Below are 24,643 nucleotides of genomic sequence, written 5' to 3'. Positions count from 1 at the left end.
AAAACATGGAAAAATTACAATACATATCACAGGGAAACACAATACAGGAACAGGAATTTCATATCCGAAAAGCCCTTGATAACGGAATCAAATGGGTGCAGGTAAGATGGAAAAATGCACCTGAAAACGAATTAATCAACCTTTGTGAAATATCAAAACAACTTTGTTCAGAATATCAGTCGGTTTGCATCATCAATGATCATGTACAAATAGCGAAAGAAATTGACGCGGATGGTGTGCATTTAGGATTGAACGACAGTGCCATCGAAGAAGCAAGATTGATCTTGGGAGAAAATAAAATCATTGGTGGAACAGCGAATACCCTTTCAGACGTTATCCGGAGAATTAATGAATCTTGTGATTATATCGGATTGGGACCATTGAGATTTACTACAACCAAAGAAAAACTAAGTCCTGTTCTAGGGTTTGAAGGATATCAGAAAATCATAAATGGGCTAAGAGAGCAATCAATTGACATTCCTAAAATAGTTGCAATCGGAAGTGTTGGCCTTGAAGATATTTTGCCGTTACAGGAAATTGGAATTTATGGTGTTGCCGTTTCCGGGCTCATTACAAAGCAACCATCAATTATTAATGAATTAAAAAAAGTAATGATATGAACCATCAGAAATTAGAAATAGCAGGAAGAATCTTTGAATCAAGACTGTTTTTAGGAACAGGAAAATTCGGAAGTATGAGTGATATGGTACAATCTGTCATCGCATCTGAAACCAATATGGTAACGATGGCGCTAAAAAGAATTGATGCACAATCCAATGAAGACAACCTGCTTGACTCATTAAGAGAAACCCATGTTCACCTTCTGCCTAATACCTCCGGAGCGAGAACAGCAAAAGAAGCTGTATTGGCAGCACAATTAGCGAGAGAAGCACTGGAAACAAACTGGGTAAAACTGGAAATTCATCCGGACCCTAAATATTTACTGCCGGATCCTATTGAAACTTTATATGCAACTGAAGAATTGGCCAAACTGGGATTTGTTGTCATGCCTTACATCCATGCCGATCCTGTTTTGTGCAAACGTCTTGAAGATGCCGGAACAGCTGTGGTAATGCCTTTGGGAGCACCCATCGGAACAAATAAAGGATTAAGAACCCAGGACTTTCTGGAAATAATCATCAGTCAGAGTAATGTTCCTGTAGTGGTAGATGCGGGAATCGGGGCGCCATCAGATGCTGCAAAAGCCATGGAAATGGGAGCAGATGCCGTTCTGGTGAATACAGCCATTGCCGTTGCTGGTAATCCGCTGAATATGGCTTTAGCTTTTAAAGAAGGTGTCATTGCAGGAAGAAGAGCTTTTGAATCAGGACTGGGAGCAATTGCTAACCATGCCGAAGCTTCAAGCCCGCTTACTTCGTTTTTGTTTGAATAAATCAAAATTATGAAAAGCTTTAAAGATGTTTTTGAACGTTATCAATGGGATGAAGTAAAGAATAAGCTTGAAAAAGTAAGCCTGGCTGATGTAAGAAACAGTCTTCAGAAAAAGACTAAAACCCTTGATGACTTTCTGAATTTGCTTTCACCAGCCGCTTCCTATGAACTGGAACTCATGGCGAGAATGACGCAGATGCTTACCCAAAAGAGATTTGGAAAAACCATTCAGCTGTATGCACCATTGTATCTCAGCAATGAATGTCAGAATATCTGTACCTATTGCGGATTCAGTTTGGACAATCAATTGAAAAGGAAAACACTTTCCGATACGGAGCTTATGATAGAAGCATCAGTATTGAAATCAATGGGAGTGAATCATGTATTGCTGGTAAGTGGTGAAGCCAATAAGATCGTGGGAGTTCCTTACTTTCAGAATGCTGTCCGTAAGTTAAAACCTCATTTCTCTAATATTTCCATTGAAGTTCAGCCCTTAATGGAAGAAGAATACAGATTGCTGCATGAGGAAGGAGTGCATTCCGTATTGGTATACCAGGAAACCTATCATCAGGATGTTTACAGAGAATATCATCCGAAAGGTAAAAAATCAAATTTCCATTTTCGGCTGGAGACTCCGGACAGAATAGGACGAGCTGGAATTCATAAAATCGGATTAGGAGTCCTTCTTGGGCTTGAAGATTGGAGAGTGGATAGTTTTTTCAATGCCTTACACATAGATTATCTTCAGAAACAGTACTGGAAAAGTAAATTCTCTGTTTCCTTTCCAAGGCTAAGACCAGCAGAAGGAATCATTGAACCCAATTTTATTATGGAAGATAAAGACCTTCTTCAACTCATTTGTGCTTACAGAATCTGGAATGAAGATCTTGAAATTTCCATTTCTACCAGAGAAAATGAAGTCTTCAGAAATAATATAGTATCTCTGGGGGCTACAGCGATGAGTGCAGGCTCAAAAACAAACCCGGGAGGCTATGCTGTAGATAAAGAATCTTTGGAACAGTTTGAAACCAGTGATGAACGAAGCATGGAAGAGATTAAAATCATGATCAAAAAAGCAGGCTACGATCCTGTTATGAAAGATTGGGATTCCGTGTACAGTGGATTTTAAATTTTTTAAACCATTAAGGACTTAAAGAATTGAAGTTTAATTAAGATAAAATCAAAGATTCCTAAGATAACATCTTTTTAAAGCGAGGCTTAACTTTCCTCAAAGACTTAAAGAATCTTAATGGTTCAATTATCATAAAGTATGAAAAAAGAAGATCATTTTTCACGGTACAGCCGGCAGATATTTATTGAAGAAATAGGATTGGAAGGGCAGAAGAAAATATTAGCTTCAAAAGTTCTAGTCATAGGAGCCGGGGGCTTGGGAAGTCCCATTATTCAATATCTGGCCGCCGCAGGGGTAGGAACTTTGGGAATTGCAGATTTTGATGAGGTTGAACTTCATAACCTGAACCGACAGATTATTCATACTGAAAAGACAGTTGGGCTCTCAAAAGTGAAGAGTGCTAAAATATTTGTAGAAAATCTTAATCATCAGATTTCACTGAATGAGATTGAGGGAAAAATAAATGAAATAAATGCTGAGGAAATAATTTCTCAGTACGATGTAATCGTGGATGGATCAGACAACTTTTCTACAAGATATCTGGTAAATGATACCTGTGTGGAACTCAATAAGACTTTAGTTTACGGAAGCATCTTAGGATTTTCGGGACAAGTGGCAGTTTTTAATTATAAAGGAAGTAAAAATTTGCGGGATATTTTCCCTGAACCACCTTTCGATGAAGACATGCCGGATTGTGACAGTCTTGGCGTACTGGGAGCTCTTCCCGGAATAATAGGCAGCATGATGGCTCTTCAGGCATTAAAAATTATCACAGATCTTCCGGTGAGTGTGAATCAGCTTACCTTAGTAGATACGATGAACTGGAGATTTCAGACAATAGATTTTTGATCTAAACACTAATATCACAAATTTTTTCACAAATAACACCATTTTACTATCAATAGGAACGGGCTTTAGTCCGTTTTAATTTTTATTCATCCATTGGCTTTAGCCAAAACCTAAAAAAAAAACAGGCGGTAAAAATGATTACCACCTGTTTTATTTCTATTGTAAAAAAAAATTATTGTGCCTGCTGCATTACGCCACCGTTATCCTCTTTTTTAGTCTGGTTAAGGATATTCGGATCCTCTTTTGCCAGTTTATTTCTTGTCGGAATTTTGTAGTTGATAGAAAATCCGAAATTTCTTGTATCATATTTACTGCTGATCATTACAGGAGTTCCTGATGGAGGATTAGAACGTACCTGCATCATCTGTCCGTTGAAAATATCATTCGCAAAAACAGAAAGCGTCAGACGGTTGTTCATAAACTTTTTCGTCAACGTAATATCAAGTGAGTTGTTGAACGGTTTTTCTGCCGTAAAGTAGAAATATCCTGCTTTGGGTGTCAGATAGCTGTAATTGGCTGTCATTTTGATGTCCTTAGGCAAAAGAATCTGTGTCATGATATTGAAGATCCAGAACCCTTTATTATTCAGATTGTCGATTTCATGCTTCTGATAACCGGCATACAAGTACATGAAGTTAATTTTATCAGGGTTGAAATCAAACTTCATAATCTCACTCATAGGCTTACTGAAAATCATGAAAGGAACAGGCAATCCCACGTTGAAGTTGTGAATTTTCATGTTTGAAATATTCACCTGCTCGTTGTAGAGTTTTCTTCCGTCTTTTCTGATAATCTGTGCCACCTGATTATTTGCTGAACTTACACTATACCCGATAAATGCATAATCAAAAGCTGAAATTTTCAATTCATAATTATCAAAAATAGTAGGCTGTAGATTCGGGTTACCGTTTACTTCTGTACTGGGTCCGGAAAATGTTACGTTATTCGGGTTCAGAGCAGAAATACTTGGCAGACTGATTTTTCTGTTGTAATTCGCCGCAATATAAACCTGATTCATCATGTTATACTGCACGCTTGCATTAGGGAAAAATTTAAACTTATTGAAAGGGATCAAATTAGCCTCAACCAGTTTTGCATCTTTATCAAAATATCTTGTTACCCCGGAAATATCATAGTTTTCAGCACGGGAACCCAATGTGAAATCAAATTTTTTCAATTTAGCCTGAAACTCTAAGTAGGTAGAAGCTGTCTGTCTCTGATATTCCAGATTGGTCAGTCCAAAACTTTTTGTATCATAATCCTGTCTTTCATATAAACCACCAAAACTTACTTTTCCGCCGTCAAGAAGTTTGATAGGCTGGGCATAATCTACTTTCAAATTCGCGATATTCATCACAGATTTATTGTTCAGAATATCTTTTAATCCGTTGGTAGGGCTATCAAGAGGTTCATTGGGATAGTTTACAAATGTTCCATCCTGAAAGTAATTATCCTGAGAAAACTTGCTGTCTGATTTTGTATACCCAAACTGGAAATCAAGTTTTTGAGATTTATCAGCAAAACGTTTCTGATACGTTACCACGGCTTCCTGTCTCAAAGTATTGGTATGGGCAACATCCGAAGAAGTATAAAAAGCTTCTCTTAGATCCTTCAGATTTCTCTTGAAAGGCAAATCTCCGTGTCCGTCACTTAAAGTATAGTTATCATTATTATTGTGATAAATATCGTAGTTTAATAATAGTCTGTCCTGTCCAAGATCAAAAGTCAATCCGGATTTTGCAAAATATCCGCGGGCATATCTATCGGTATGGCTGCTCAAAAGTTCATCTTGTTGGCCATTAAGCATACTTTCACGGTAGTTCTGTCCCACATTCAGCTGCCATCCGAAATATTTATTTCTGGCATTTAAATTAACGGAATTTGTAGTTCTGCTTCTATACTTGTCATAATTTGTGAAAGAATAATTTCCCGAATAGGTAGCCGTTAAATACTTATTGGCATTTTTATTAGTGATGATATTCATAATTGCACCTCCGGAAGTGGCCGGAAACTCAGCACCGGGCTGAGTGATCACTTCAATCCTTTCTACAGAATTGGCAGGCATTCCTTCCAGGAAGGAGTTCAATTCATTGGACGTAATGTTCAAAGGTCTTCCGTTAAGATATACTTCCAGCATTTTTCCCTGATACATCATCCCTGCGATGTCGGTAGATACAAGCCCCGGTAGTTTTTTAATTCCTTCCAGAACGTTTCCGTTATTGAGCTGAGGTTGTTCAGAAAAATCAAAAATAGTACGGTCCGCCTTTTGTTCAACGGCTTTTTTAGTTTTGGTGATTACTACACCTTCAATTTGTTTCTCTTTAGAAGTGCTATTGGTCTTTTCCTGAGAGAAAACCAGCATAGAACTTACCAGAGATAAAGCGAATATAGTTTTTTTCATAATGTTTTTACTACTATCCGGTTAGACGATGAAAAATAAATTTTGTTACAGTCAGCACAGTAATTTATTTATTTTAATGAAGAAAATTCAATAAAATCATATTCTGCAGAAGAAGTAAAAAGTTGTCTTAATACTGCCGCATGACCATTTCCTGCAATAACAAGAATTCTGTCTTCATTGTTATGAGGAATGTTTTGAATATTCCGGAACATTCTCAGATTCCTGCTGTACCAATAGAGAGCAAGCATATCTGCACCATCATATTCTCTCAGCTTAAAATCTCCGCTCAGATAAGCCCCATATCCATATTGATGGCTCTCCTTGGAATTCATATAAATAAAAGTGTCTAAGAGCGATTTGAAATTCTTAGGTTCAGAACTCTTGAAAAAACTGTTAAACTGTTGAGAAATCGCATCATCACTTCTAAAATCATACTCTTTGCTGAGGGTATTAAAAAATGTAGAATCGCTTTTTCCAAACTGCTTCTGAAGGTCATCCCAAATGGATTCCGCATCAATGCTGAACAGTTCTTTTATTTTAAGTTCCCTGGCGATTCTCATAGCGAGCTGATAACGCTCGTCTCTTTTGTCCCTGTGTTTGCCGTCATTGTATTCCTTAAGCTTTTCATTAGCATTCCAGCTTGGCCAGGCCTCAATTGCAATTTTTGTTGGCTTAAATCTTTTGATATATTCTACGAGCTCGGTGACTTCATGTGAAGTTTTAGGAGAAAGTACATCTATCTGATCTTCTGTATTGGTTTTATTGGCATCAAGATTGGGGTAGTCAAAATGAAATGATCCGACAACCAAAACTTTTGTCTTTGGATTTTTAAAATAATCGGAGGGCTTTTTTTGAGCAAACACTGATGTAGACATGCATACAAGAAAAATATAAATTAAAGTTTTCATGAGTTTATTTTTTTTAATTACTATTACATTATTATTGTGCACGGTTTTTTTCTTCGAAATTCACCGGTCTGTTTTTCGATTTGAGTTTCTGATTCCCCAAATTATAGGTGACGCTGAGTGTTAATCTTCTTGCATCCCAATAGTTGTTGAAGGACTGCGTATTATCTGTAAAATACATATCTGCCTTAAAACCAGACTGCCTGAAAATATCACTCACTGAAACGTTGACCTGAACCGCCTTTTGCGCAAAACTCATCTTCACTCCTGCATCCAGGCTTGCCATGCTCTTCACGGAAGAATATCCGTCACGGGAAGGCAGATTGTTCCAGTAGTTAACAAATAGCATGAATGTTTTCGCCTTGTTAAGCTGAAAAGTATTATTAAGGGAATAATAAAACGACTGCCCGTTTTTAGGAACCAGATTGAACTTTGTAATCTGAGTTTCATTAAAGCTGAACGAAGTTGATATATTACTTTCCCAGATTTTGAAATAGGTATCTGTGTAATTCAAATTGATGCCATAAACACTCTGGTTGTAATAATTTTCATACGTGCTGACAAGCTTAATCCCATTGAGAAATGAAATCTGATCAAAATTATTCATGGTTCTCTGATAATAAAGATTAGCAGAAAATTTACTTTTAAAAATATAATTGAGTTCGATATTATGATTGAATGATGGCTGCAGGCTTGGATTTCCGGTATAATACGTGTTAGGATTAGAATACCATCGGAAAGGATCTAATGCCCGGAAATAAGGACGGTTGATTCTTCGGGAATAATTAATGCTGAACTGATTATTTTCATTGGCTTTATAAGATACATAGGCTGTTGGAAAAAATTTCCCGTAATTATTTTCGGAATTCGACAGTGTAGTAGCGGAGAAACCGCTGGTTTGCGAATATTCATAACGGAGTCCTGCCTTTAGAGACCATTTTTTGCCAAGATCTTTGCTGGCACTGATATAAGCTGCATAATTCTTTTCATCATAATCAAAAAGATTACTCTTTGCCGGATCTATGATATAATTCCCATTGGTGAAATTAAAATATTCTATATCCGAATTATTAGAAAACCGGCTATACTTCACTCCGGTTTCCAATTGAATTTTTTTGAAATTTAAAGTTAAATCTGCCTGCCCTGAATAGATTTTATAATCTACCGAAGAAATATTTCTAACGATTTGAGCTGCATTGCTGGCGACATTTTTTGTTGTAAAATTAACTTCCGTATCCGGTAAATTCCCATAATAATTGGCTCCAAAACTGAGTGTATGTTCGCCCAATTTCTGATCAAAATAGAGATTAAGCATCTGGGTTGTAAAAGGAGAACGATGCTTTGAATCCGTCACTGTTTCTAAAGTAGAAATACCCTCTGTAAAGTAAGTTTGTGTTGAACGGATATCCATATTGGTATGCCCCTTTGTAATATCATAAACCAATCCGATATTGGAGTTTTTAGAAAGTGAATAATCAAAACTGGTATTCAGACCCAGTCCGTCATTCATATCCCTTCTGTCATCCTTGCTTACAGAAGAACTTTGGCCGATAATATTATATTTTTCTACCGATCTTTTATCTGCGTCATACCCTATCAGTTTTACAGAAGCTTTTATTTTTTCATTTTGATAATGTATTCCGGCAGCACTGCTGAAACCAGCATATGTTTTTTGAGTATAAGTGGTCGTGAGATAACCGCTCCATCCCAGATTCTGGTTCTTTTTAAGAACGATATTAATAATTCCGCTGTTTCCCTGCGCTTCATATTTGGCTGGTGGGGTGGTGATCACCTCAATTTTCAGGATGTTTTCAGAACGGATATTTCTGAGATAATTGATCAGTTCGGATCCGGAAAGATGCAGCATCCGGTCGTTCACCATCACAGAAACACCATTTTTACCTGCAATGGAAAGAAGTCCTTTATTTTCATCAACCTGTAATAAAGGAGTGGCAGCCAGAACTTCCGTCCCTGAGCTCCCCTGTGAAAGCATGGAATTTTGAACATTATAAACAAGACGGTCCACTTTACGTTCTACCAAAACTTTTTTGCCGTTCACCGTAACTGCTTCAATCTTTTTGATAGCAATAGTGTCTTTAGTTTGAGCAGCCGTTAAAGAACAAATCAGAGTGGCTATAAATAAAATATGTTTTTTCATGGTAGAGATATAATAGATTAATTGACTATTGTGTTGAAATTTCTCTGACAAAAGTATAAGAGGAGCCTTCAATTGGAAATAGCATTTAGACGAATCAAAAGATTATACATATCAAAATAGTTTCGTCGGAAAAAAACAGGTTTTTATCGAAAAGAGTTAATGAATTATGCCTGCATAGATTTATATTTGAATATGAATAAAAAGCAAATTATCTGGCTGCAGGTTTTGTATTGGAGTTTCAATTTTATTGGAAATAACATAACGCCTTACTTCTTTTTTCCTGAGAGGAGGGGACTTGAAACGTATGTGCTGAACTTTACTTATTTTATTACAGAAATCTCTACCTTTTATCTTTTATATCTGGTTATTATTCCCAAGGTGTTTAGCCTTGAAAAACTTTATTCTGCAGTTTTTGTTTTTTTGATCTCAATTTTAAGTTTTGGAGTCATCCGGTATGGAATAGAAGAGGTTCTACTTCCTGCCACCCTTGGATTCAGAAATTATAATAAAGATACCGGACTTCTATATTACCTGACAGATAATATTTACAATGCTTCTCTGACAGTTTTTATCGCTGGGATTCTATGGATTCTTGAAAAGTATGGAGTCGCTGAAAATGATAAGAAGCAGCTTCTGATCGAAAAAAAACAGGCAGAACTGCAAGCCTTGAAAACCCAGATCAATCCTCATTTTATTTTTAATTCGTTGAATAATATCTACTCCCTGGTTTATCAGAAATCTGATAAAGCGCTTCCAGCTATTGAAGAGCTGGGACAATTGTTGAGGTACAGCACAAAAGACCTTGAAGAAGATTCTATTTCTCTGGATAAAGAAATTGGATATATCGACAGCCTCATTGCATTGGAGAAGCTTAGAATCAGAAGTCCTGAACTGTTGAGTATACAAAAAGATATTCAGCATCCTCATCTTAAGATCTCACCCATGCTGTTGGTTCCTTTTGTTGAGAATGCCTTTAAACATGGAGACTTCCGGGATAAAGGTTTTGAAATGAAAATCTCGGATCATGATAAGATTCTGCATTTTTATCTTTTAAATTTTAAAACACAGAAAATGAAAGATACTGTATCAGGAATAGGAATTCAGAATGTGAAGAAAAGACTGGAAATTTTGTATCCCAGACATCAGCTCGAGATAAAAGATTCAGAAACGGAATTTATTGTAGATTTAAAAATTGATTTAAGGGATGAATAAGATCAAATGCATTATTGTGGATGATGAGCCGCTGGCTATCTCTCTTCTGGAACATTATGTAGAAAAAATACCTTTTCTGGAGCTGGTTTTCTCAACAGAAAACCCCATTCATGCCCTTGAATACCTTCAGAAAAATGATTCGGATCTTATCTTTCTGGATATACAGATGCCGGAACTTACTGGAATCAATTTTATGAAGATTGTAGGAGCCCATCAGAAGTATATTTTAACAACCGCTTATTCCGAGTATGCATTGGAAGGCTATGAACATAATATTGTTGATTATCTTCTAAAACCCATTTCTTTCGAAAGGTTTCTAAAGAGCGCATTGAAGGCTCAGGAACGATTTTCTTTTCCCCAGGAAGAAGACACTCATTTCTTTGTTAAATCTTCAGGGCAAAGACATCGAATTGGTTTCCATGAGATACTGTATATTGAGAGTATCAAAGATTATGTCAATATCCGAACAGAAAATGATGAATATATCGTTCTGGATACTCTTAAATCGATGGAAAGCCAGCTTTCTGAAAAATTTGTTAGAATTCATAAATCTTTTATTGTCAATCTGGATAAAATCAAAACTATCGGGGCAAAAAAAGTAATTCTTCCTGAGTTTGAAATTCCTATCGGAGAAAGCTATAGAGCAGGTCTTTTGGATAGATTAAAGTGATGGAATATTATGATATTCATTTGAGAGGTAAACCTTACAGGTTTCTAAAACCTGTAAGGTTTGGAATAGTTACCAAAGTTCAACAAAGAATATTTCAATACGGGTAAAAAAAAGACGACTTCAATTGAAGCCGCCTTTCTATTAATTAATCTAACAATTAATCTTATTTTTCCTGTTGTTTGATCAGGTTAAGCGCTGAACCAGCCTTAAACCAATCAATCTGCTGATCATTGTAAGTGTGGTTAGCCATAATGATATCCTTAGTTCCATCAGTATGAATGAATTCTAAAGTCAGCTGTTTCCCTGGAGCAAACTGATCAAGATCTAAGAAGTTCACAACATCGTCTTCAAGAATCTTGTCATAGTCTGCTTCATTAGCGAATGTAATTCCAAGCATTCCCTGTTTTTTAAGGTTAGTTTCGTGGATTCTCGCGAATGATTTTACCAAAACAGCTTTTACACCAAGGTGTCTGGGCTCCATGGCAGCGTGTTCTCTTGAAGAACCTTCACCATAATTCTGGTCTCCTACAACGATGGTCGGAATACCTGCCGCTTTATAAGCTCTTTGTACAGCCGGAACTTCACCGTATTCACCGGTTAATTCGTTTTTAACTTTATTGGTTTCCATGTTGTAAGCATTCACAGCTCCAATCAACATGTTGTTTGAGATATTGTCTAGGTGACCTCTGTATTTCAACCATGGTCCAGCCATTGAAATGTGGTCGGTAGTACATTTTCCGAAAGCTTTGATCAATACTCTTGCTCCAGTAATGTTTTTACCATCCCATGCAGGGAATTCTTCCAATAACTGAAGCCTGTCTGAAGTTGGGCTTACGTTAACAACAACGCTTGAACCATCTTCTGATGGAGCCTGATATCCGTTGTCATCTACAGCAAATCCTTTTGATGGAAGTTCGAAACCTTTTGGTTCGTTAAGTTTTACCTGTTCACCCGCTTCGTTAGTTAAAGTATCTGTAATTGGGTTAAAGTCCAGTCTACCTGAAATTGCTACGGCAGCAACCATTTCCGGAGAAGCTACGAATGCGTGGGTATTCGGGTTACCGTCAGCTCTTTTGGCGAAGTTTCTGTTGAAAGAATGGATAATAGAGTTTTTCTCTCCTTTATCTGCTCCTTCTCTATCCCATTGTCCGATACATGGTCCACAAGCATTGGTAAAGATTCTTGCGTTTTCAAATTTTCTGAAGGAATCTAAGAAACCGTCTCTTTCCGCTGTGAATTTCACCTGCTCAGAACCAGGGTTGATTCCTAAGATTGCTTTAGGTTTTACCCCTTTTGATACTGCATCCTCTACAATGGAAGCTGCTCTTGATAAATCTTCATAAGAAGAGTTGGTACAAGAACCGATAAGCGCCCATTCAACTTCTAAAGGCCATCCGTTAGCCTCAGCTTTAGCTCTGAATTCAGCAACTGGAGTCGCTAAATCCGGAGTGAAAGGTCCGTTTAAGTGAGGTGTCAGTTCAGAAAGGTTGATTTCTATTAATTGGTCGAAATATTGTTCAGGGTTAGCATATACTTCAGCGTCACCTGTTAAGTGTTCAGCAATTTTATCAGCAGCATCTACAACATCCTGTCTTCCTGTTGCGGAAAGATATCTTCTCATAGAATCATCATATCCGAAAGTAGAAGTGGTAGCTCCGATTTCAGCACCCATGTTACAGATGGTACCTTTACCTGTTGCAGAAAGAGATTGTGCACCTTCACCGAAATATTCTACGATGCATCCGGTTCCTCCTTTTACGGTAAGAATTCCGGCTACTTTTAAGATAACGTCTTTTGCGGAAGTCCATCCGTTCATTTTACCGGTTAATTTTACTCCGATAAGTTTTGGCATTTTAAGCTCCCAGGCCATTCCTGCCATTACGTCTACTGCATCAGCTCCTCCTACACCAATAGCTACCATTCCTAATCCTCCTGCATTTACCGTGTGCGAGTCTGTACCGATCATCATTCCTCCAGGGAAGGCATAATTTTCCAGTACAACCTGGTGAATGATACCAGCTCCCGGTTTCCAGAACCCGATTCCGTATTTATCACATACAGAACTTAAGAAGTTGAATACTTCGGAGTTTTTGTTGATACCTTCCTGTAAATCTTTGTCAGCACCTACTTTAGCCTGGATCAGGTGATCCGCGTGTGCAGTTGATGGAACCGCTACCTTAGATTTTCCTGCCTGCATGAACTGTAAAAGAGCCATCTGTGCTGTGGCATCCTGCATCGCGACTCTGTCCGGTGCGAAGTCTACATAAGAATTTCCTCTTTCATATGCCTGTGTAGCATTTCCTTCCCAAAGGTGGGTGTAAAGAATTTTTTCTGAAAGGGTAAGAGGTTTTCCCACGATTTGTCTTGCTGCTGCAATTCTTTCAGGGTAACGCTCGTACACTTTTTTGATCATATCAATATCAAAAGTCATATCGTATTTTAATTTTGTTCTTTTTCCGTTAACGCTTCTTTTTCTTCTCTCTGAAAAGAAAAATCACTTTTTTATTATATCAAAAAACGTTCCTATAATCCATAAAAAGGGGTGTTTTTGACTTCAAAATCAATAGATTTTATAACTTTCAATTTAAGAAAAATTAGAATTTGTTTCCCAGATTTTATCGAAAAAAAAACGTAACTATCTTAAAATAGAAACGTTCTAAACAAAAAATTGGAAGATCTTAAATCCTAAAGGACCAAAATCTTCCAATTATATAGTTTTTTAATAAGTCTTTCGACGTATTTGTTACCCTCTTAGTGAGCGCTTGTACTTGTTAATTCTTTAATAGAAGGTACAAAAGTAGTAAGGTCAATGCCTTCCACTGCAGCTTTGTACTCATCAATACTAGGAATTCTTCCGATAATCGCAGAAAGAACAACAACCGGAGTTGAAGCAAGCAGAGATTCTCCTTTTTTACGTTCAGAATCTTCCACCACTCTTCCCTGGAAAAGACGCGTAGAAGTAGCTAAAACAGTATCTCCTTTAGCAGCTTTTTCCTGGTTACCCATACAAAGGTTACATCCCGGACGCTCAAGGTACATTACGTTTTTGTATTCAACACGAGCTTCTCCTTTTGGAGCATTATCATCAAATTCAAAAGCTGAATATTTTTCTAATAATTCCCAGTCTCCTTCTGCCTTTAGCTCATCAATGATATTGTAAGTAGGAGCTGCTACTACAAGAGGAGCGCTAAATTCTACTTTACCTTGTTGCTTTTCAATGTTTCTAAGCATTTGAGAAACGATCTTAAGGTCTCCTTTGTGAACCATACAAGATCCTACAAAACCAAGGTCTACTTTTTTCTCACCACCATAATAAGAAAGGTCTCTGATGGTATCGTGAGTATATCTTTTAGATACGTCGTCGTTGTTTACATCCGGGTCAGCAATCATAGGTTCTACAATTACATCAAGATCTACAACTACTTCAGCATAATATTTAGCATTTGAATCCGGAGTCAAAGCAGGTTTTTCTCCTGATCTGATCTCTTCAATTCTCTTATTTGCTTTATCAATTAATCCCTGAAGAACTTTATTGTGGTTATCCATACCCTTGTCGATCATGATCTGGATTCTGCCTTTTGCAATTTCCAGTGATTCAATCAAAGTATTATCTTCAGAAATGTTGATAGAAGCTTTTGCTTTCATCTCAGCTGTCCAGTCTGTAAAGGTAAATGCCTGGTCAGCAGGAAGCGTTCCGATGTGAACCTCAATGATTCTACCCTGGAATACGTTTTCTCCTCCAAACTGCTTCAACATCTGAGCTTGTGTTGCATGAACCACATCACGGAAATCCATATGCTCTTTCATGTTTCCTTTGAAGGTTACTTTTACAGATTCCGGAATTGGCATTGATGCTTCACCTGTCGCCAATGCAAGAGCAACCGTTCCCGAGTCAGCTCCGAAAGCTACCCCTTTAGACATTCTTGTGTGAGAGTCTCCACCGATAATGATAGCCCACTCATCTACTGTAATATCGTTAAGAACTTTGTGGATAACGTCTGTCATTGCGTGGTATTCACCTTTCGGGTCACGGGCTGTAATCAAACCGAACTCATTCATGAACTTCATTAGCTTAGGAATGTTAGCCTGAGCTTTTTTATCCCAAACAGAAGCGGTGTGACATCCTGACTGGTAAGCGCCATCAACGATTGGAGAAATCACTGTTGCTGCCATAGATTCCAATTCCTGAGAAGTCATAAGACCTGTTGTATCCTGAGATCCAACAATATTCACCTGTACACGAACATCAGAACCTGCATGTAATACTTTTCCTGGAGTTGTTCCAACAGCATTTCTGTTGAAAATCTTTTCTACAGCAGTAAGCCCTTGTCCTTCGTGAGAAATTTCTTTTGATGGAGCAAAAACAGCCGGAGCCTCAATTCCTAAAAGCTGAGCGGCAAATGTCTGTAGTTTTTTACCAAATACGATCGCGTAAGATCCACCTGCTTTGATGAATTCCATCTTTTGCGGAGTGAAAGATTTGGTAAGGTCGATCAATTCTTTATCGCCGTTATATAATTTCTTTTCTTTTGTATTAATCGTTAAAACAGTACCTGTTGCAACTGAATACGCTTCTTCAAGAACGATATCACCGTTTTCATTACGAACAGGGTTTCCATTTTCGTCAACTTTCTTTACCCAGTTTTTAAGGTCGATACCAATACCTCCGGTAACGTCTACTGTTGTAAGGAAGATCGGAGAAATACCGTTTGTTCCTCCTACAATTGGAGCAATATTTACGAATGGTACATATGGACTGGCCTGTTTTCCTGTCCAAAGAGCAACGTTATTTACTCCGGACATTCTTGATGAACCTACACCCATTGTTCCTTTTTCAGCGATCAGCATAACGCTTGCATCAGGATGTTTTGCCTGTAAAGCTTTGATTTCTTCCTGAGCTTCAGGAGTGATCATGCATTTACCATGAAGTTCACGGTCTGATCTTGAGTGGGCCTGGTTACCCGGAGAAAGTAAATCTGTAGAAATGTCTCCTTCACCAGCAATAAATGTTACTACTTTAATTTCTTCAGCAACTTCAGGAAGTTTTGTGAAAAACTCTGCTTTTGCGTAGCTTTCAAGGATTTCTTTTGCAATTTCGTTACCGCTGTTGAATGCTTCTTTCAGACGGTTGGTATCTGCTTCATAAAGGAAAACCTGAGTTTTAAGAACGTTGGCAGCTTCTTTAGCAGTAGCTGCATCATTACCTAAAGCAAGGTCCAGCAACACCTCAATAGAAGGTCCGCCTTTCATATGAGATAACAGTTCAAAGGCGAAAGCCGGGGAAATTTCTTCTACTATGGATTCACCCAGAATAATTTCTTTTAAAAATTTTGCTTTCACTCCCGCTGCACTTGTTGTTCCGGGTAGTGTGTTATAAATGAAAAATTGAAGAGAATCTTTTCGGTCAGCATTACCTGAATCTTTAATTTGCGTAATGATTTCGCTTAGTAATTCAGCACCATCAATTGGCTTTGGATGAAGCCCCTGGGTTTTTCTTTCTTCAATCTCTTTGATGTAATCCTTATAAATACTCATAATAGAAGGTCTTTCAAAATTAAAGGTAGGCCTGCTTTTTCTTTACCGGTGTGTATAAATACAATTAATGACATTTTGAGTTCTCGCATTTTGATGCAACATTAACCGAATAAAGTCAGCATAATCTACACTTTTCCAAAAGTTTTTTAAAATTATCAAACATTTCAAAATGTTCCCAAAATTACGAAATTTTACAATTTTATAAGAATGAAATTATTTAGATTCTTTATAAATATGAATTTTATAATATCTATTTTTGGTCGTATTTTTGTAAACAAATGGAGAATATGAAAAATATCCTGAATGTTTTATGTGTTTTTATTTCGATTTTCGTTTTCTCGCAGACCAGATCTGTGAAGAAAATCCCTGCGAAGAAAGGAACAAAAACCATCGTTAAAAAAGGAACTTCAGCCAGCAAACCTAATGCTGATCTGGTAGTGATCAATAAAGATCTTCCTGTCCTGATTCCTAAGAAGAAAGGAGATCAGTTCGGCTATGTCAATCAAAACGGGAAATTTATTATTCAGCCGGAATATCATATTGCCGTATTTTTTTATGAAGACTGCAATCTTCTGAATTCACCCAATGAAAAAGTGAGAAAATTTGGAACAAAAGACTATGCAACAGTAGAGAAAAATATGATTTCTTACCGTATAGATCAGTCTGGAAAGCGAGTATATCAGTTCAAAGATACCGATTTTGGAAAATGTAAATTCGAAGAATATAAACAACAGTTATTCCAGGCTTATATCCTCAATGGTTTTTACGGAATCATTGAAAAGTCAAAATTTGTAAATGCAGCCGACTACAGACAATATCAGATCTATCCTCAATATCAGTATCTGTTTATTCTTGAGGGTGATGATGTGGCCAATCCGATGATTGTTGCTTCCAATAATGATAAATTCGGAATCATTGATGTTAACAATAAAATTATCATTCCGTTTGAATATTCCAATATTAAAAGAAACTTCAGCTGGAAACTGGGGAAGATGTTTGAAGTGACAAAAGACGGCTCGAATTACTACTATATTGACGCCAACAACAAAACGTACTAGGAAATATAAATGATAAATGATAAATGATAATTGATGATTGATGATTGATGATTGATGATTGATGATTGATGATTGATGATTGATGATTGATGATTGATGATTGATACATCTGATAATTCCCGTTTTTTCATGGTATTTTTATCCCGCAGCCCAATATCCCGCACTCCGCACCTCGATATCATATATTTTTTGTAATTTTGCGGCTGAAATAAAGGGGTGCTTTAACAGGCTGAGATTATACCCAATGAACCTGGAACAGGTAATGCTGTTTAGGGAACCATTTAAATAATTGATGGATGAGTAACGATCAGTGATCGATAAACATCAGTCGTCATTTGCTATTTATCAATTATCTCATAATCACCCCTTTTATTCATTAAATGTTAAAGATTTATAGAATGAAAGGATTATTTTTTTTAGGGCTTAGCGTAGGCTCAGTAGCTTTTATACAGGCTCAGAATAAAGATTCCCTAAAGATCAGGGAAATTGAGGCCGTCAGCTTTACCAAAAGACTGCCGGTAGCAAAGGAGATCATCAATGTGCAGAAAGATCTGGACAGTAAAAATCTGGGACAGGATCTTCCTATTCTTTTGAAAAATCAAACCTCTGTTATTTCTACTTCCGATGCAGGAAACGGAGTAGGATATACCGGTTTCAGAATCCGTGGTGTTTCGGGAAGTGCCATCAATGTGATGATGAATGGTGTTCCTTATAACGACTCTGAAAGCCAGGGAACATTTTTTGTCAACGTTCCGGATTTAACAAGTTCTGCGTCGCAGATTGTCATTCAGAGAGGAGTAGGAACTTCCAATAATGGGGTTTCTGCCTTTGGGGCAAGTATTAATGTACTTTCTAAAGATCCGGAAGAGAAGTTTTATTTTAAAACAGACGACAGCTACGGATCATTCAATACCTATAAATATTCAGCAGAAATAGGCTCAGGGAAATTCTGGAAAAACCGTCTTTCCGTGATGGGAAGATATACCCATATTCACTCTGATGGGTATATAGACAGGGCTTCATCCAACTTACATTCTTATAACTTTACCGCTTTATTTGAAGAAGGGAATACGAAATTACGTTTAATGGCTTTCGGTGGAAAAGAAAAAACGTATCAGGCATGGAACGGAATAGACCGTAAGACGTGGGAAACTGATCCTAAATTCAATATTTCAGGAGCGATCTATGATGCCAATTGGGAAAATATTGTAAGTTTCTATGATAATGAAACGGATAACTACAGACAGAATCACTATCAGTTGCTTTGGGAACAGAAATTCAGTGACCGCTGGAATCTTGAAACTACATTCCATTATACAAAAGGAAAAGGATATTACGAAAATTACAAGCAGGGAGATCCTTTTTCAAGATATAACCTTCCCAATATAACAGAAGGAGGACAAACGATAAAATCTTCAGACTTTATCAGAAAAAAATGGCTGAATAATGATTTCTACGGAATGGTTTCTACATTATACGGAAAGTTTGAAAATTTAGATCTGAACTTTGGTGCCGTTGTGAATCAGTATTACGGAAGACATTACGGAAATGTAACGGGAGTATTTTTTCCTCAGATTGATGAAAGCGAATATTACAGAAACCGCTCTGTGAAGAATGAGGTGTCTGGTTTTGCGAAAGCTTTATTAAGAGTAGATAATTTTGAATTCTTTGGTGATTTACAGCTTAGAAAAATCAATTACAATACAAAAATTCTGACGGCTGGTGATGATGAAGGGGCAGATTTAAGTAAAAACTGGCTGTTCTTTAATCCTAAAGCAGGAATGAATTACAGAATTGACGGAGGTAAAATATTCCTTTCCTATGCCCACGCTCACCGTGAACCCAACAGAGACGACCTGATGGCGAATAATGATGTGAAAGCCGAAAAACTTCACGACATTGAAGCCGGTTTTGAAAAACAGTTCGGGATCGTATCTTTTACTGCGAATGTTTATTATATGTATTATGTGAATCAGTTGGTTTTGAACGGTGAACTTAATAATGTAGGAGCATTTATCAGAACAAACTCAGGGAAAAGCTACAGAAGAGGTATTGAGGTTGGTGCTTTGGCAAAACTATCCAAGCAATGGGAGGTTTCCGGTAATGTAACCTTAAGCCAGAACAGAAACCAGGATTTCAATATTCAGAATGGCGATGTGCCTAAAAGTCTTGGAAATACCCAGATTTCATTCTCTCCGAATGTAATTGCCAATGTAGGCTTGAAATTCAATCCTACAAAAAATTTCCAGTTTGCTTTAATGAACCAGTATGTTGGAAAACAATATCTGGATAATACCGAAGATGCCAATCTGCAGCTTAAAGATTATTTCCTGACAGATTTCAATGCTCAGTACCAATTTAAAATTGCCAATAATGAAATTGCTTTAAAGCTACTGTTGAATAACCTTTTCAACAGGAAATATGTGAATAACGGATCTGTTTATGATGGGCAGCCTTATTATTTTTCACAGGCAGGAACGAATTTTATGTTTGGGGTGAGTTGGAAAATTCAATAATTGACAAATCGGTCTTTTTGATTTTTTAACAGTTTTGACGTTTTTAAGATTAATAAAAGCAGTTTGAATAACAGTATATCTATTTTACTGCAGAATAAGTAAAAGACTGTTTCGGCAGTCTTTTTTATATCCGTTAAATATTACAAAAAGTCATGAAAAAGTTATAAATTTGCTGCCAAATGAATATTTCAGCATATATTTTAGAATACTTAAAACAATTTGGAACTGCCACAGTTCCAGGCTTTGGGGTGTTTTCACTGAAAAATTCTAAGGCAATTATTAATTCTGAAAACGGTAGCATTCTGCCTCCGGCCAGTCAGATTGAGTTTACAATTGACTACGAAGTACAGGCTGAAGACCTTACTGCTTTTATTGCAGAACAAAAACAGATGTCTCTGGAAGCTTCAAGAAGCGATCTTAAAATTCAGACTGATTTTTGGAAGAAAAAACTTCAGGCCGAACAGGTTCTTGAAATTCAAAACCTTGGAACAGTCTTCATTGAAGAAGGGCATACTCATTTCAAGGGCAAAAGAATAGAATCCGGACGTCCGGACTTTTATGGGTTGGAAGAAATCAGATTTTCAGATATCAACAACGGAGAAAAAGTAAATGCCTCGGTGAATCGTGAAAAAGATTTTAAATTCAAAAAAACAATTCTTTGGATTTTCCTTCTAATTATTCCGGTTCTTGGAATTTTATACCTGGCGTTTACCCAGCAGGAACTTCTCTTTGGAAAAAAATCTTTCAATAATGTTTCTGTACAGACCTCTACCCATAGAATTGTAAAAGATACGGTGAAGGTGATGGTACATACTCCGGAAACCCCCGTTTCAGATTCTTTGAAAAAAGATTCATTAGTAAAACCTGCCGGAAAAGGAGTAAAAACTGCTCCGGCTGTTCCAAACAACACTAAGACTAGATGGCAAAAATAAAAAAAGCGTCAGAATCTCTGACTATTATGACCAATATCGTTCTTCCGAACGAAACCAACTCTCTAAGAAACCTTTTCGGTGGTGAGCTTTTAGCAAAAATGGACCGTTGTGCGTCTATTTCTGCAGCAAGACATTGCGAAAGAAGAGTAGTAACTGCTTCTGTAAACCACGTATCTTTCAACCATCCGATCCCGGAAGGCGGTGTTGTGGTGTTGGAATCCAAAGTATCCAGAGCATTTTCCACTTCCATGGAAGTGTATGTAGATGTATGGTTGGATGATCCTATCAATCAGAAGAAAGTTCATACAAATGCGGGGATTTATACTTTTGTTGCAGTAGATGAGTTCAACCGTCCGATTCCTATTCCGGAAATGATTCCTGAAACAGAAGAGGAGAAAGAAAGATTTGCCGCAGCATTCCGTAGAAAAGAACTTTCATTAATTCTTTCCGGAAGAATGAAACCGTTGGAATCTGTAGAACTGAAAAAGTTATTCCAGGAGCCGCAGGAGCCTAAGAAAGATAAAAAGTAATACTTAAACACAAAAAACACAAATGGCTGGCACAAATTTTCACAAATGGTTGTGCTCAGTCAGATGAAAAAAAATAACCAAAATGGATATTTCAGAAAATGATATATCAAAAATTGTTTACGAAGCTGGATATATAGTCCATAAAGCATTAGGACCGGGACTTTTGGAAAGTGCTTATGAAGAATGCCTGTTTTATGAATTAAATAAACATGATATTCTTGTAGAAAGACAAAAACCGATGCCATTAATCTATGATGAGATTAAAATGGATGTGGGGTACAGGCTTGACTTTTTGATTGAAGAAAAATTTGTGCTGGAAATAAAATCTGTAGAATCTTTGCATGATATTCATCTGGCGCAGATACTCACTTACCTTCGTTTAAGCAATTGTAAGCTTGGTATGTTGATCAACTTTAATACAATCCAGTTTAAAAATGGAGTAAAAAGAGTTATTAACGGTACCTTATAACTTGTGTTATTTGTGAAATAAATTAGTGTCATTTGTGTTTAAACTATGAAAATACTTCTTTTAGATAAAAATCATCCTCTTATTACTGAACAGCTTTTGGCTCAGAATTTTATTTTGGAAGAGGATTTCACGTCGTCCTATGATGAGGTTTGTGATAAAATTGAAAATTACGACGGAATTATCATCAGAAGCCGTATTCCATTAGATCAGAATTTTTTGGAAAAAGGTAAAAACCTGAAGTTCATTGCCAGAGTAGGAGCCGGAATGGAGAATATTGATATTCCTGTTGCAGAAAAGCTGGGAATTCAACTGATCAATTCTCCGGAGGGAAACAGAGATTCCGTAGCAGAACACGTTGTGGGAATGCTTTTAGTGATCATGAACAGACTTTTTATTGCTTCTCAGGAAGTGAAAAACGGAATCTGGAAACGTGAAGAAAACAGAGGAGACGAGTTGTTGGGAAAAACAGTAGGATTGATTGGCTATGGAAATATGGGAAAAGCTACTGCAAAAAGGCTTTCAGGGTTTGGATGTAAAGTGATTTTCCATGATATTCTTCCCGGTCTTTCTGATGAATATGCAACACATGTTTCATTGGATGAATTGAAGCAATCTGCAGAGGTTGTAAGCTTACACATTCCTTTAACTTCGGAGACCCATTATCTTATAGATGAAACATTCATTGCAGAAATGAAAAATGAATTTTATTTTGTCAATACGGCAAGAGGAAAGAATGTTGAAACTAAAAGTTTAGTACAAGCATTGAAATCAGGAAAAGTGAAAGGTGCATGCCTGGATGTTTTGGAATATGAAAAGTCTTCCTTTGAGAATATTGAATCCGAAAATGAAGATTTAAAATATCTTCTTGATTCCGAAAAAGCTATTGTTACACCTCATATTGCCGGGTGGACCCATCAAAGCAAAGAAAAACTGGCTCAGTTTATTGTTGATAAAATTGTAACTTCACACTGTTAGATAAATATTGTGGAAAACATAAAGATAAAAAAGACGAATTTGCAAAAAGTGAATTCGTCTTTTTTTTATTAATTTCGGATTAATAACTTGTATACAAATATGATCTGGACACCAATATCCATTGAAGAAATTTTTGAAAAAATTTACTCTACAGAAAAAGACTTAAATGGAAATCTTTTAAACTTCTGGGATTTAATCAAAATATACCCTGAAAAATGGTACGAAGAAGAGTATGGACAAGAAGGAGGAGGTTTTTGGGTAGTAGGATTAATGGGTAGAAGAGTAATTTATTATAACGACATTGAAGAAGGATTTAATATTTCAGAGTATACAGCATATGGAACCATTGATAATTATTATTGTAACCAGGATGATTTGAATATTACAATTTTAAATCTGTATAGTCTTATTACATTTGGAGGAAGAATAACCGGGCAGGCGGGGCCTCCTATTGGATTCTAAAAAGAAGTTTACTTTCTCTTTAATTTTTTTTAATCTTTTTGCGGTTTAGCGATTCCATATTTTTACATAGCCACTCATTTATGTTAAATAATTCATAATGTCCACCTCTTGTTTATTATTTATTTTGAGTTTTATTAAATTGCCGCTCATTTTTGAATCTCATGACGACGCGTAATTTTCTACTTATCTTAACTGTTTTATTATCGATATTTTCCTGTAAAAAAAAGGATGAAGCTAAAGAAGCCTCTGCTGAAAATGCAACCAACCTGCCCAACTATGGAAATGTAGATCTGGGTGATATTTTTACAAAAGGAGACGGACAGCTTCTGAACAGACAGACTACTGTAAGCTATATAGACCAGTATTACAAAAAAATATGGGAAGGAGGAGATCTTAGCGGTGGAATCCTTGTTGCCAAGGGTGATGAAATCCTATACGAAAATTACAGAGGTTTCGGAAGAGCGGGAAACCAGATGCCAATCGATAAAAATACACCGTTACATGTTGCTTCAGTTTCCAAGACTTTAACGGCAATGGCTATGATGAAGCTGATAGAGGCAGGGAAAATAAAATTTACGGATCACCTTACTCAGTTTTTCCCAGGATTTCCCTACCCGAATGTTACCGTTCAGACTTTACTGGATCAGAGGAGTGGTCTTCCGAAATATGAATATTTTATCACCAAAATACAACCAGCTCCGGCAGAACTTTCAAAACCTTTTATTACCAATGAAGATATTTTGAATATGATCATCAAATATAAACCAGATCTGGCAAGAGATACGGATACAGGATTTATGTATTGCAATACAAACTTTGCTTTATTGGCCTTAATAATTGAAAAAGTGACCAAAACTCCTTTCCCTCAGGCGATGAAAGAAATGGTTTTCACACCATTGAAAATGAATAACACATACATCTTCCAGGAAAAAGATATTCCAACTGCTTCCCAGTCTTTTTATTACGGAGGAAGCAAGCTTTATCCACTAGATAGGCTTGATCTTATTTACGGAGATAAAAATGTGTACACAACACCAAGAGATTTGTACAACTTTTCAAAAGCAATGTTTTCAAAAAATTTCCTGAAACCCGAACTGATGCAGATGGTATTTACTCCCTACAGCAACGAAAAAGCAGGAATGAATAATTACGGATTAGGATTCAGAATGAAAATATTCGATAATGGTGAAAAACTGACTTATCACAATGGATGGTGGCATGGCACAAACTCAGTTTTTGCCCACCTTTTAAAATCTAAGGTTACGATTGTAGCTATCGGTAACAAATATTCAACGAAAGTTTATACCGCTCTTGCATTATCGGGATTATTTGAAGATTTCCCTTTACAAAAGGAGAAGCTGCATACCGTGATGCATGACAATAAAGATACTTTAAATTCCGGACAGGAAGTTTTTGGAGAATAATGTTTACTTTTGCCTAAACATTT

19 protein-coding genes are annotated in these 24,643 nt (G+C 36.8%); 14 read left to right on the top strand and 5 right to left on the bottom strand.

Annotation, left to right across the window (positions count from 1 at the left end; translation table 11 throughout):
* Positions 1–5: 5 nt before the first annotated feature.
* The 4 genes from FB551_RS21305 to FB551_RS21290 all read left to right on the top strand — a co-directional run bounded on the left by FB551_RS21305 (position 6) and on the right by FB551_RS21290 (position 3,373).
* A complete protein-coding gene (locus tag FB551_RS21305) occupies positions 6–620 on the top strand; it encodes a thiamine phosphate synthase (protein ID WP_142018856.1) in 615 nt (204 codons plus the stop codon).
* Positions 617–1,393 carry a thiazole synthase gene (locus tag FB551_RS21300; RefSeq protein WP_142018855.1) on the top strand — a complete coding sequence of 259 codons (777 nt, stop codon included), beginning with the start codon at positions 617–619 and terminating at the stop codon, positions 1,391–1,393. Before FB551_RS21305 ends, FB551_RS21300 begins: the two co-directional genes overlap by 4 nt.
* Positions 1,394–1,402: 9 nt before the next feature.
* Positions 1,403–2,521: a 2-iminoacetate synthase ThiH gene (gene thiH / locus FB551_RS21295; RefSeq protein ID WP_142018854.1), complete on the top strand. Its 1,119-nt coding sequence runs from the start codon at positions 1,403–1,405 to the stop codon at positions 2,519–2,521.
* 141 nt (positions 2,522–2,662) lie between these two features.
* Positions 2,663–3,373 (top strand): HesA/MoeB/ThiF family protein, encoded by a 711-nt coding sequence (locus tag FB551_RS21290; RefSeq protein ID WP_142018853.1) that lies wholly within the window; start codon positions 2,663–2,665, stop codon positions 3,371–3,373.
* A 172-nt stretch (positions 3,374–3,545) separates the two neighbouring features.
* Here FB551_RS21290 and FB551_RS21285 read toward each other — a convergent pair whose 3' ends face one another.
* The 3 genes from FB551_RS21285 to FB551_RS21275 all read right to left on the bottom strand — a co-directional run bounded on the left by FB551_RS21285 (position 3,546) and on the right by FB551_RS21275 (position 8,837).
* Positions 3,546–5,774 (bottom strand): outer membrane beta-barrel family protein, encoded by a 2,229-nt coding sequence (locus tag FB551_RS21285; protein ID WP_047428897.1) that lies wholly within the window; start codon positions 5,772–5,774, stop codon positions 3,546–3,548.
* 68 nt (positions 5,775–5,842) lie between these two features.
* On the bottom strand, positions 5,843–6,682 hold the full coding sequence (locus tag FB551_RS21280) for a DUF5694 domain-containing protein (protein WP_142018852.1): 840 nt from the start codon (positions 6,680–6,682) through the stop codon (positions 5,843–5,845).
* Positions 6,683–6,713: 31 nt separating this feature from the next.
* Complete coding sequence (locus FB551_RS21275; RefSeq protein WP_142018851.1) at positions 6,714–8,837, bottom strand: TonB-dependent receptor domain-containing protein; 2,124 nt, start codon at positions 8,835–8,837, stop codon at positions 6,714–6,716.
* A 192-nt stretch (positions 8,838–9,029) separates the two neighbouring features.
* Here FB551_RS21275 and FB551_RS21270 point away from each other — a divergent pair, with 192 nt between their 5' ends.
* Positions 9,030–10,049, top strand: coding sequence for a sensor histidine kinase (locus FB551_RS21270; protein WP_142018850.1), 1,020 nt, complete (start codon positions 9,030–9,032; stop codon positions 10,047–10,049).
* Positions 10,042–10,719: a LytR/AlgR family response regulator transcription factor gene (locus tag FB551_RS21265; protein ID WP_142018849.1), complete on the top strand. Its 678-nt coding sequence runs from the start codon at positions 10,042–10,044 to the stop codon at positions 10,717–10,719. Before FB551_RS21270 ends, FB551_RS21265 begins: the two co-directional genes overlap by 8 nt.
* Positions 10,720–10,882: 163 nt before the next feature.
* On the opposite strand, the gene FB551_RS21260 is transcribed toward FB551_RS21265, so the two are convergent.
* Together FB551_RS21260 and FB551_RS21255 are read right to left on the bottom strand one after the other, a co-directional pair.
* Entirely contained in the window at positions 10,883–13,150 is a 2,268-nt protein-coding gene (locus tag FB551_RS21260) for an aconitate hydratase (RefSeq protein ID WP_047428908.1), read from the bottom strand.
* 320 nt (positions 13,151–13,470) lie between these two features.
* A complete protein-coding gene (locus tag FB551_RS21255; RefSeq protein WP_142018848.1) occupies positions 13,471–16,254 on the bottom strand; it encodes a bifunctional aconitate hydratase 2/2-methylisocitrate dehydratase in 2,784 nt (927 codons plus the stop codon).
* Positions 16,255–16,541: 287 nt separating this feature from the next.
* On the opposite strand from FB551_RS21255, the gene FB551_RS21250 reads away from it, so the two are divergent.
* The 8 genes from FB551_RS21250 to FB551_RS21215 all read left to right on the top strand — a co-directional run bounded on the left by FB551_RS21250 (position 16,542) and on the right by FB551_RS21215 (position 24,620).
* Entirely contained in the window at positions 16,542–17,312 is a 771-nt protein-coding gene (locus FB551_RS21250) for a WG repeat-containing protein (RefSeq protein WP_226798758.1), read from the top strand.
* Positions 17,313–17,710: 398 nt separating this feature from the next.
* A complete protein-coding gene (locus tag FB551_RS21245; RefSeq protein WP_142018846.1) occupies positions 17,711–19,828 on the top strand; it encodes a TonB-dependent receptor in 2,118 nt (705 codons plus the stop codon).
* A gap of 179 nt (positions 19,829–20,007) precedes the next feature.
* A complete protein-coding gene (locus FB551_RS21240; protein WP_047428917.1) occupies positions 20,008–20,760 on the top strand; it encodes a hypothetical protein in 753 nt (250 codons plus the stop codon).
* Positions 20,748–21,290: an acyl-CoA thioesterase gene (locus FB551_RS21235; RefSeq protein ID WP_047428919.1), complete on the top strand. Its 543-nt coding sequence runs from the start codon at positions 20,748–20,750 to the stop codon at positions 21,288–21,290. Before FB551_RS21240 ends, FB551_RS21235 begins: the two co-directional genes overlap by 13 nt.
* Positions 21,291–21,372: 82 nt before the next feature.
* The gene (locus tag FB551_RS21230; protein WP_142018845.1) at positions 21,373–21,759 is read left to right on the top strand and encodes a GxxExxY protein; all 387 of its coding nucleotides are present in this window, start codon (positions 21,373–21,375) and stop codon (positions 21,757–21,759) included.
* Between the two features lie 45 nt (positions 21,760–21,804).
* Entirely contained in the window at positions 21,805–22,734 is a 930-nt protein-coding gene (locus tag FB551_RS21225; RefSeq protein WP_142018844.1) for a 2-hydroxyacid dehydrogenase, read from the top strand.
* Positions 22,735–22,833: 99 nt separating this feature from the next.
* Positions 22,834–23,196, top strand: a complete 363-nt coding sequence (locus FB551_RS21220) for a hypothetical protein (RefSeq protein ID WP_226798757.1) — start codon at positions 22,834–22,836, stop codon at positions 23,194–23,196.
* Positions 23,197–23,357: 161 nt separating this feature from the next.
* On the top strand, positions 23,358–24,620 hold the full coding sequence (locus FB551_RS21215; protein ID WP_142018843.1) for a serine hydrolase domain-containing protein: 1,263 nt from the start codon (positions 23,358–23,360) through the stop codon (positions 24,618–24,620).
* The last annotated feature ends 23 nt before the right edge of the window (positions 24,621–24,643 follow it).

Origin of the sequence: Chryseobacterium aquifrigidense (assembly GCF_006716485.1) — a bacterium.
GTDB lineage: Bacteria > Bacteroidota > Bacteroidia > Flavobacteriales > Weeksellaceae > Chryseobacterium > Chryseobacterium vietnamense.
The sequence above is the reverse complement of the archived record's forward strand: the minus strand, read 5'-3'. Positions and strand labels throughout refer to the sequence as shown.